The organism is Nocardioides sp. YIM 152315 (assembly GCF_029210375.1).
GTDB lineage: Bacteria > Actinomycetota > Actinomycetes > Propionibacteriales > Nocardioidaceae > Nocardioides.
The window spans coordinates 75,835-85,473 of record NZ_JARGER010000006.1 but is presented as its reverse complement, the minus strand read 5'-3'; the positions used below and the strand labels follow the sequence as shown (position 1 = coordinate 85,473).

General features: G+C 67.7%; 8 protein-coding genes. 2 read left to right on the top strand and 6 right to left on the bottom strand.

Translation table 11 applies throughout. The features are described from left to right. Nucleotides 1-297 precede the first annotated feature (297 nt). From PZ894_RS00660 to PZ894_RS00635, 6 genes are all read right to left on the bottom strand, one after another. Nucleotides 298-1,425: a GTP-binding protein LepA gene (locus tag PZ894_RS00660; RefSeq protein ID WP_275741425.1), complete on the bottom strand. Its 1,128-nt coding sequence runs from the start codon at nt 1,423-1,425 to the stop codon at nt 298-300. Beyond that, nucleotides 1,422-1,628 carry a hypothetical protein gene (locus PZ894_RS00655; protein ID WP_275741423.1) on the bottom strand — a complete coding sequence of 69 codons (207 nt, stop codon included), beginning with the start codon at nt 1,626-1,628 and terminating at the stop codon, nt 1,422-1,424. The genes PZ894_RS00660 and PZ894_RS00655 overlap by 4 nt, the downstream gene beginning before the upstream one ends. Nucleotides 1,629-1,747: 119 nt before the next feature. Further along, entirely contained in the window at nt 1,748-2,506 is a 759-nt protein-coding gene (locus PZ894_RS00650; protein WP_275741421.1) for an alpha/beta hydrolase, read from the bottom strand. A gap of 150 nt (nt 2,507-2,656) precedes the next feature. After that, entirely contained in the window at nt 2,657-2,812 is a 156-nt protein-coding gene (locus PZ894_RS00645) for a hypothetical protein (protein WP_275741419.1), read from the bottom strand. Between the two features lie 215 nt (nt 2,813-3,027). Then, nucleotides 3,028-4,479, bottom strand: a complete 1,452-nt coding sequence (locus tag PZ894_RS00640) for a DHA2 family efflux MFS transporter permease subunit (protein ID WP_275741417.1) — start codon at nt 4,477-4,479, stop codon at nt 3,028-3,030. Between the two features lie 371 nt (nt 4,480-4,850). Beyond that, the gene (locus tag PZ894_RS00635) at nt 4,851-6,569 is read right to left on the bottom strand and encodes a hypothetical protein (protein WP_275741414.1); all 1,719 of its coding nucleotides are present in this window, start codon (nt 6,567-6,569) and stop codon (nt 4,851-4,853) included. 222 nt (nt 6,570-6,791) lie between these two features. On the opposite strand from PZ894_RS00635, the gene PZ894_RS00630 reads away from it, so the two are divergent. Next, complete coding sequence (locus PZ894_RS00630) at nt 6,792-7,670, top strand: alpha/beta hydrolase (RefSeq protein WP_275741412.1); 879 nt, start codon at nt 6,792-6,794, stop codon at nt 7,668-7,670. A 142-nt stretch (nt 7,671-7,812) separates the two neighbouring features. Next, entirely contained in the window at nt 7,813-9,636 is a 1,824-nt protein-coding gene (locus PZ894_RS00625) for a ferritin-like domain-containing protein (RefSeq protein WP_275741410.1), read from the top strand. Nucleotides 9,637-9,639 lie beyond the last annotated feature (3 nt).

The following is a 9,639-nucleotide window of genomic DNA, read 5'->3' as shown; positions in this document are numbered from 1 at the left end:
CCGTCCACGATGTCGTGAGACACGTGTGACCGATGTCCTGAACCAGCACACTGTCAGCCCGACTGTGTGATGTCTCAAGACATCACGGAGGGCCGAACCCAATTCCTGTGGGTTCGGCCCTCCGGCATCTTTGGTCCGGGCCGGTCAGTTGATGGGCTGGTAGCGCTTGTTCGGGTCCAGGGTCAGTTCGCGGAGCAGCTCGCCGGTGGCGGCGTCGACGATCTTGGATGTGGCGGTCGAGACAGGCCGAGATGGAGGCCAGGAAGCCGGGAATCACGGCGCCCAGCCACTCGTCGCTCAGCTGGGTGAGCGGGTAGAGAATCGCCCAGACGAGGAACGACCGGGGATGGTTGCGTCGCCGGAGGCGTTGCAGGCGTGCCCTTCTCCGCGATGTGCCATCGAGCGCTCGCATGAACTCCGCGTCGGCTCGTAGCTCGAGCTCGATACCTGCCAGAGCTTCTGTCTCCCACTTCTCCAACATGTCGACCTCCCAGGGGCCTGCTCGTGACGTCGAGGTGCCGATCGCGCCACGAACGCGCCGCGGTGGCCGGACTTAAGGGTCGCAGGAGCATCCAGAGCCGCGAGCTCGACGGCCTCGCGCAACGCCCGCGTGACATAGGAGGGGACCTTCAGTCCCTGCCGATGTGCCCAGAGAAGCTCGCGTTCGGCGCGTATCACCTGTGCCGCGAATCCGTCGAGGTCTTGGTCGATGTCGAGCCGGTTGAGCACCAAGCCGAAGGCCGCCTTCTGCCGCTCGTCGTTCGCCCCGACCGGTGCGAATGACTGGGAGCGCAGCCAGCGAACGAGGTACCGTTGCCAGCCGCTGAGCTCGCTCCATAAACGCCGTGCGGACAGCTGGTAGAAGGCGTAGTGGCCCGGTTCTTGTCGACGGATCGGGGCGATGGCTGTCTCGGCGACAGCGGTCTCATCAAGCGCGATGAGGCCGTCGTACAGATGGTTGTAGGCGACGACGGCGGATCGCTCGGTGGTCATCCCAGTCAGGTAGTAGAGCATGGGAGTGAGGTCCTGGATCGTGTCGAGGTGGCCCAGGACGCCCAGGACCTTCAGCTTCGTGCTCACCGACCCTAGGTCCGGCATAGCACTCCGCTCTCCGATCTGCACGGTGACGGCGTCGAGGATCACCCCGTGGCGCTCTTCTTGTGGCGCCCAGACGTCGCGGTAGAAGATGCGGTCGACGTCGGGCGCGTTCGGCAGAACCGTGTCCAGCTCCAGCACGTTGCGCTCGACTTCGAGTTCGACTCGTGCGAGGTAGGCGAGGACCGCTCCGTATCGCTCTTGCAGCTCGCGCGGGCGCCGGACGGTGAAGTCCACCGAGCGAGGATCGATCGGTGGGTGCTGCAGGTACAGACGCTCGAAGTGCTCGACAAGTCGGACGTCGTGCGGCCCGGTCCGCAGAGTGCTCACGAGGCCAGGTCTCCACGGTTAGCCCGTGCGGGCGGTGTCCGGCTTCCGGTGCGGACCGACGTGCCAACCAGTCGACCGATGCCACTAAGGATTCGCGCCGGGCCGGGCAGCACACCGGCGGCTCCAAGCGTGCCGAACGTCAGCAGTGCGGTCACGACGACGGCGCTGACGATGAACCAGACGAGGTATCCGGTCTCTGACATGAGGACTCCACTGGAAAGTCTGTTGTGCACCGATCGCGAGTCGGCAAGCGGCGGCGGGCGTCGGCGGCTGACGCTGCTCGCCGCTCACGACGTATCCGCCCGCCGCCCGCCGCCCGCCGTCAGCGTGCGACAACGGCTGAGGTGGCGTGCTCGATGACCTTCGCGACCGCGCGCGGTTCGGTCATGAGTCCGAGGTGGCCGGCGTGGACCTCGGTCACGGTGGCTCCGGCCCGCGACGCCATCGATCGCTGCACGTCGGGCGGGATGATGAGGTCCTCGGTCCCGATGAACGCCCAGCTGCGGACCGACCGCCAGGCGGGCGGACCGGACGGCTCGTTGAGCGCGGCCAACGTGGCGGGCCGCTGGGTGGCTGCGATCTGGGCCTTCACTGGGTTGTGTAGTCCGATGGCGAACGAGTTGCGAACCGTGTCGGGCTTCAGGTAGACCTCGGTGTCCGGGGTCGGCGGGAAGACGGGCGGAACGAGGTCGAAGACCGTGGTCGGGTCCGCTGAGAGCGACGAGTCGGGTCCGGCCAGCGCGGTGACGTTCTCGCCTTCGTCCGGCATGAACGCGTTCACGTACACCAGAGCCTCGACGTTGGCAGCACCGGTCGCGGCGTTGGTGATCACGGCGCCGCCGTAGGAGTGCCCGACCAGGACGACTGGGCCCGGGATGGCATCGACGAAGGCTCGCACCGACGCTGCGTCAGCGGCCAGTGACCTCAGGTGGTTGGGCGGGGCCAGAACGGCGAACCCGGCGTGGTGGAGCTTGTTCAGCACGCCGTTCCAGCTGGATGCGTCCGCCCAGGATCCGTGGACGAGGACGACCGTCGGGCTGCCGGCGCCCGTCGGTGTGCGCTGTTGCGTGGGGAGCGTCATGGGGTGGGTCCTTTCATCGGTGGCCGGATCCGGCGCCCGGTGCGTTCGCACCACCCGCTTGCGCTGGGGTCGAAGCCGACTGGTTCGAAGCCGAGGACTCGGCTCTGCTGCTACGACCGGGTGCGGCAACGCTTCGTGACATCGCGAGGCTCACGCGGCGACCAGCGCGACGGCGCCGGGCGGCTCGTGTGATCCGCAGTCGCAGGTCTCGCTGCAGGGGAGGTAGGTGTGCATCGGGTGCCCGCAGAAGGAGCACGGTAGGTCGTGCGAGAGGTAGCCCTGTTGGTGGTCGGGGGTGTCCCACATCGTGCGTCTCCCTTCTCAGTGGGGGAGGGTCCGGCTTCGGTCTCGGTCCCTGAGAACTCGACCGATGTCCCGGCCCATCCGTGACTTGGTCGCCGCGCACGCGTCCTCGGTCGCGGAGCGGCGCATCCTCGACGAACGGTGGTCCGCTGGAGCTCGATGACGCGGTGGAATGGCCGATCAATGGGGAGTCGTCCGGCACTAACGCGCCCGGATCGCTAGTCGTCGGCGTCGGTGGTCGACCGCCCCGTGGTGGCCGTCGCAGCCGCTAGTGCGGCGAGCACGAACAGCGCACTGCAGATTAGCATCGAGGTCGCGAACCCGGACTCGAACTGTGTGGGGTCTGAGAACGCGTCCCCACTGAGCCCGGCGAGGACAGGAACAGCGGCGATCGCGATCAGGGACGCTGTTCGCGCCACCGCGTTGTTCACGCCTGAAGCAACACCCGCATGGGCCGCCGGAACGGATCCGATCGCAGTGGCGGTCAGGGGCGCGACGAAGACGCCGAGGCCTAGCCCGAAGACCGTCACGCTGGGTAGGACATCAGGGACGAACGCGGCGTCCGCGTCCGCCGAGAGCGCCAGCAGGGTTGCCACTGCGAGCACCAGGGGACCCACCGTCATCGGCACCCGCGGGCCAACGCGATCGGACAGGGACGCGCTCGCTCGGGAGAGAGCCAACGTCAAGATCACGGTGGGCGTCGTCGCGAGCCCCGCCGCCAGAGGCGACCATCCCGATACGACCTGCAGCTGCAGCGTGAGCATGAGGAAGTACACGGCGATCGCGCCGTAGGCCAGGAAGGTCACCAGGTTCGCCGCCTGAAACTGACGGATCTGAAGGATGCGCGGGGAGAGGATCGGCGCGTCCGTGGTTCTCTCCACGGCGACCAGGACACACCCCGCTGTGGCCGTGACGGCGAGGGCGATCGCCGTCGCCGCCGACCATCCATCGCGGCCCACGTCGATCAGCGCGTAGGTCAATCCACCAAGCGCGACGCTTGTCGCCACCGCCCCCGCCCAGTCCAGGCGCGCAGTCGAGTCTTCGTCTCGGCTTTCAGGGACGTATCGAACCATCAGGCCGATGACGACGAGTGCGAGGGGGACGTTGATGAGGAAGACCCATCGCCAGGTGCCGATGCCGAGCAGCCAGCCTCCGGCGAAGGGCGCGAGTGCCCCAGCGACACCGGAGAAGCCCGCCCACGTGGCGACGGCAGCCGACCGGTCCTCGGGGCGGAAGACGCTCTCGATGATTGACAGCGATCCGGGGGTGAGCAGGGCGGCGCCGATACCCTGGAGAACTCGTGCGGCGATGAGGAGTGCCATGGTGGGCGCGACTGCACACAGCACCGATGCCACGGTGAACCAGACCACCCCGAAGAGGAAGACTCGCCGTCGGCCGAACCGATCTCCGGCGGCTCCGGCCAGCAGAATCAGCGCCGCCAACGTCAGCGTATATCCGGTCACCGTCCACTGAAGGCCGGCGAAGGATCCGCCGAGGTCCGCGCCGATAGCCGGAAGAGCGATCGTGACGACGGTCGCGTCGACGCTCGCCAATGACGAGCCAAGTACCGCGGCGACGAGCACCCAACGGCCAGGAGCCGAGCGAACCGCCAGCGCCGACGACGGCGCTCCGAAGGTCCCTGGTCGGTGCGACCCTGACTGCTGAACCATCCGAACCACCCTCTCCTCGGCCCTCTCCTGTCCCAGACAGGTGCGTTCTCGCGTCCCCACACCTGCGTGCCATGTCCCGCGCGCTTGAGCTGGGAGCCAGCGCGGGGCACTAAGGCATCCGCCTGACTGACCGGAGAGGCCAGCGGTTTGTGAACCACCGGAGCGACCGGAGAGAGGTCGCCTGCCGTGCCAGCGGACGTAGCCACGCGCGGCGTGGGTTGCATTCTCGTCAGCAGGACCGCCCGGGCATGATCGGGATGCGGTTCTCTCCTACGCGGCAGACGGCGGGGAGAGCTGCGATTGTCTGCTCCCGGGCTCACCAGGAGGCCCGGGTGGCCACCACCCGTACGACGCACGAGCTGGTGGCGGGTCTAGGAGACGTCAGGATTCTCAGACCCCGCGCCGTCGCCCCCCAATACGATGCCTAACCTGGCGAAGGACTTCTTCATGTACCACTCCACGGTGTGCCTGCTCAGATAGAGGGCTGACCCGGCCTGGACTGCGGTTAGATCGTCGCCGGCGACCTGGGCTATCTCAACTTCCTGACATGTGGTCGGCGAAGGCGCCTCGTCTGGGACAAGTCGCAGCGCTGCACGGGCGCCGACCAACTCGCGGCGAGCGCGTTCAGCGAACGCCTGGGCTCCGACTTCCCGGAAGATGCACTCAGCACGCGTCAGCTGAATGCGAGCGTCCCTGCGGTGGTTGTTTCGGACCAGCCATTCGCCGTACGCCAGGTGAGCGCGACCCAAGTGGACAACAGCCTGGCAACGACTCAGCCGACGGATGGCCTCGAGGTACAGCGGCTCGGCGTCCTCATCCTCGGCCAGCAACGCGTCAGCCCACGCCCCGACGCCAAGCGCCCAATCGGTGGCTGCAACGTTCGTCCGTTCTTGCAGTTGACGCATCGCGGACGCAGCCTCGTCTCTCGCCCCGGTACGAACCGCTGCTTCCACCAGTTCGAGGAGCGAAAGCCCCAGCATGCCTAGGTCGTCGTACTCGCACGCCACCCGCGCTGCTGCGAGCGCAGCTTCGTGTCGGCCGAGTCCGTTGTGCAGCAGGGCTGTCGCGTACGCGGCGCCACCGATGCCGCGCGCTTCGCCACGTGCCGTAAGGTCCGCGAGCTCTCTGCAGAACCTCGCCTGGAGACCGTCGGGGTCATCGCCGCGCCACGCGGCCAGGACCAGCGACGGATACCTCACCGGTGCACTTCCGGTAGCTGCTGCGGTCGCCTCAGCCTCAGTTGCGAGTTCTGCGGCGGCTGCGAACTCTCCTCGGTGAAGGAGCACGAACGCGCGGTAGCCCAACGCCAGCGGCAGGGCGACTGTCGCGTCGGTGGCACGGACGAGGTCGACGGCGCGGTCGGCGATCAGGCGCCAGCTCTCTTCGTCCCACAGGTCGGCAGCGATCAGCCACGGTAGCCAGAACCACCGTACGAAGTCGTCTGGGTCGACCGCGCCCTGAGCCGTGAACTGCGTCAGCGCCTGCTGTAGGAGCTCGACGCTGTCGATGTAGCCGTCGGTGAGCCGGCACACCAGAGCATTGAGAAGCAGATCGGTGGGACGTGACGTTGTACCAGGCGGCGCACCACGACGAGCCGCCGCCGCTACCTCGACCGGACCGGCTCCGTAGTGGAGGCGACCCGCGTAGATCGTGGCCCCCAGCGCGTCGAGGTAGCCCTCACGTGCGCGGTCAGGGTCGCAGGACTCGAACATCTCCGCTGCGCGGAGCAGCTGCGGCGGCGCGTCGACGCCACGGCGTATTGCGAATTCGAACCGAGCGCGCAGGTGGGCGAGCTCGGCGCGGTCGGCGTCACCTAGCGGACAAGTCGAGGCCATCGCGAGAAGCTCGCGGGCGCCATCCAGACCGCCAGACTCCAGTCGAGCTCCGGCTGCGTTCAAGGCACGACGTCCTCGACGCGTGGCGTCCGGAGTCCGCTCGGCAGCACGCTGGAGCAATTCTGCTGCGGCAGCCGCGCCCGATCGGACGCCCGCGAGCCCAGCAGATCGCTCCAACTCAGTCGCTGCGACCTCGTTGAAGTCTGTGATTTCGAGGCCCTCATCAGGTCCAAGGCCGGGCGTCTGGCTCGCCACAGCTTCGGACGCTACCGCCGCACCTGCGAAGTGCCAACCCAACTGAAGCAGGGTTTCTCAACCGCCGATTTGCGCGACTGTCACGCGGCCTCGTCCTGTCCGGTCATCTGTTCGAGCCGATCCCACTCACTCGGCTCCCGAACGCCGCGGCGCACGCGCCGCGTCCCACCGGACCACAAGGCCGGAGTCTCGGAGCGCCCAACTCACAGAAGAGGGACAACCATGACACGACGTGACCACATCACTCCGACCGCTACCAACAGGAGACGCGTCGCCCTGCCGATCGTCCTTGCCGCACTCGCGCTGCTGCTGGCCAGCCTCGTCCCGGTCCAGACCGCGGGTGCCCAACGGGCGGCCGCGGCCGGTCGCAGCCCGGAGAAGCCAACCATCGTGCTCGTCCACGGTGCGTGGGCCGACGCCTCAAACTGGACGCGGGTGGTCATTCGGCTCCAGCGCGACGGCTACCGCGTCTACGCCATCGCCAACCCGCTGCGCTCCCTGTCCGGAGACGCGGCATCAGTTCGGGCCTTCCTCCAGACCATCAAGGGACCGGTCGTCCTCGTCGGCCACTCCTACGGTGGTGCCGTGATCACCAACGCGGCGACTGGTCTGCCGAACGTGGAGGCGCTGGTCTATGTCAACGCCTTCGCGCCGGACGAGGGGGAGAGCGCCATCGCCCTCGCCGGTCCCGAGTCGGCACTCTCGGTCGCAGACCCCACGACCGTCTTCGACTTCGTGCCGCGCACCCTGCCGCCGACCCCGGACACCGACCTCTACCTGAAGCGGTCGACCGTCTTGCGGTCGTTCGCGACGGGGCTGAACGCCGTCGACAAGGCCGTTGCGGCCGCCTCACAGCGACCCGCCACCCTCGGTGCTCTCAGCGAGCCCTCCGGGCCGCCGGCGTGGCGCACCATTCGATCCTGGTACCTCATCGGAGCCAACGACAAGATCGTGCCTCCGGGGGTGGAAGAGACCATGGCCGAGCGGGCGGGCTCCAAGGTCGTTCACTACGACGCCGGTCACCTCGGGCTGATCTCCGAACCACTCACCGTCAGCCGCGTGATCGAGCGCGCCGCCAAGGCGGTCGCATCCGCGCGCTGAGCGGTCGCGCCAACAGTTGGGCGCCGAGCCGACCAGCTCGGCGCCCAACTGCGCCTGGACGTCACACCCGTGGCTGGCGCGCGGTCGGAATGGGTGACATCCAAGACGCCTGTGCAGGTCCCGATGAGAGGAAGGTGCATCCATGGTCCCGACCGAACCCGCCAAGGACGCCGCACCATCGAGGGCACCGATCGAGAGCATCGAGAGCCTCCGCGAGCACCTGCAGTGGGCGATCGAGCTCGAACACGCGACCCTGCCGCCGTACTTGTGTGCGCTGTACTCCCTCCAGGCGGGCCAGAACGCCGAGGCGAGTGAGGTCGTCACTAGCGTCTTCATGGAGGAGATGTTGCACCTCACGCTTGCCGCCAACCTCCTCAACGCAGTCGGTGGCAGACCAGTTCTTGACGCACCGCGGATGATGCCTGGCTACCCGACCTTCCTCCCGCACGGCGACCGGTCCGCGGCAGTCTCCTTGGTCCCCTTCAGTCACGAAGCCCTCGAGCTCTTCCTCCGAATCGAGCAGCCCACGCCGCCGGGAGCACGCCCTGAGAGCGACGACTACGAGACGATCGGCCAGTTCTATCAAGCCATCCAAGATGGAATCCGTCGCCTCTGCGCGCGCCGCGGCGAATCGCATGTCTTCTCCGGCGACCCGGACCGCCAGGTGACAAACGAGCTGGCGTACGGCGGCGCCGGCCAGATCGTGGCCGTGACGGACCTCGCCTCAGCGATGCGGGCACTTCGTGAAATCGTCGAGCAGGGGGAGGGCGCCGCGCATCAGCACGTCTGGGACGGCGACCACGAGATGTTCCACCCCGAACGCGACGAGGTCGGCCACTACTACCGCTTCCAAGAACTGGCGCTCGGCAGACGCTACCGCCGAGAAGACACCCCTCAGACCGGTCCGACAGGCGCCGCGGTGGCCATCGACTGGAACGCTGTCCACCCCATGGCGCGCGACCCGCGGATCGGCGACCGCGAGCCCGGGGACCCGATCCGCGAGGCGCAGGAGGAGTTCAACCGCGGCTACCGGCAACTGCTCCAACAGTTGGAGACAGCCTTCAACGGAGCGCCCCAGAGCCTCGGCACGGCCGTCGGCGCGATGTACGCGCTCAAAGGCCAGGCTCAGAGCCTCATGCAGATGCCCCTGGAGGACGGGTCAGGGACCGCAGGCCCGACCTTCGAGTATCCGTCCGCCGAGGCCCCAGACCCCCAAGCAGTTGCCCTCGTCGCGGCTGCCCGCCCCGAAGCGCGCATCCACGACGCGCCGGGGCACTCAGGAGACCACGAGGTACCTCGGATCGTGGTCCTTCCGCATGGACCCTACGAGGTCCATGGAGGCATCCCTCTGGTGCGCAAGCTCAAGGTCTTCGCGCCCGAGAACGACCAGTCCTTGGCCTGGCAGACGACCGAGTCATTGACCACTAGGTCCACCTACAGGCTGTGTAGGTGTGGTCACTCGGCAGCCAAGCCATTCTGCGACGACTCCCATCTCCGGGTCGGATTCGACGGCACCGAGACCGCCAAGATCGGCTCCTACGAGAGCCGACGATGGATGTCACAGGGTGAAGGAGTCTCTATCCGACGCGTGAGCAGCCTCTGCATGCACGCCGCGTTCTGCGAGGGGCGCACGCGGCAGCTCGACGACTGGCTCGCCTCCACTGGTGACACCGACACACGCGCCCACGTCATGTGGATGGTCGAGCATTGCCCGTCGGGGTCGTACACCTACGCTGTGGAACCCGAAGACGAAGCCATCGAGCCCGACCTTCCGGCCGAGATCGCGGTCGTTGAGGAGGAACACGGGCTCGCAAGTGCCCTGTGGGTGACCGGCCGGATCTCGATCCTGCGCGCCGACGGGCAGCCGTGGGAGACCCGTAACCGGGTGACGCTGTGCCGATGTGGTCAGTCGAGGAACAAGCCGCTCTGCGACGGGACGCATCGGACGATCAATTTCCGCGAGTAGGCG

What these genes read in the sequence shown, in the direction of transcription:
- PZ894_RS00655 (WP_275741423.1), bottom strand. Translation starts at nt 1,628, where the DNA reads ATGTCAGAGACCGGATACCTCGTCTGGTTCATCGTCAGCGCCGTCGTC.
- PZ894_RS00645 (WP_275741419.1), bottom strand. Translation starts at nt 2,812, where the DNA reads ATGTGGGACACCCCCGACCACCAACAGGGCTACCTCTCGCACGACCTA.
- PZ894_RS00640 (WP_275741417.1), bottom strand. Translation starts at nt 4,479, where the DNA reads ATGGTTCAGCAGTCAGGGTCGCACCGACCAGGGACCTTCGGAGCGCCG.
- PZ894_RS00625 (WP_275741410.1), top strand. Translation starts at nt 7,813, where the DNA reads ATGGTCCCGACCGAACCCGCCAAGGACGCCGCACCATCGAGGGCACCG.
- PZ894_RS00630 (WP_275741412.1), top strand. Translation starts at nt 6,792, where the DNA reads ATGACACGACGTGACCACATCACTCCGACCGCTACCAACAGGAGACGC.
- PZ894_RS00650 (WP_275741421.1), bottom strand. Translation starts at nt 2,506, where the DNA reads ATGACGCTCCCCACGCAACAGCGCACACCGACGGGCGCCGGCAGCCCG.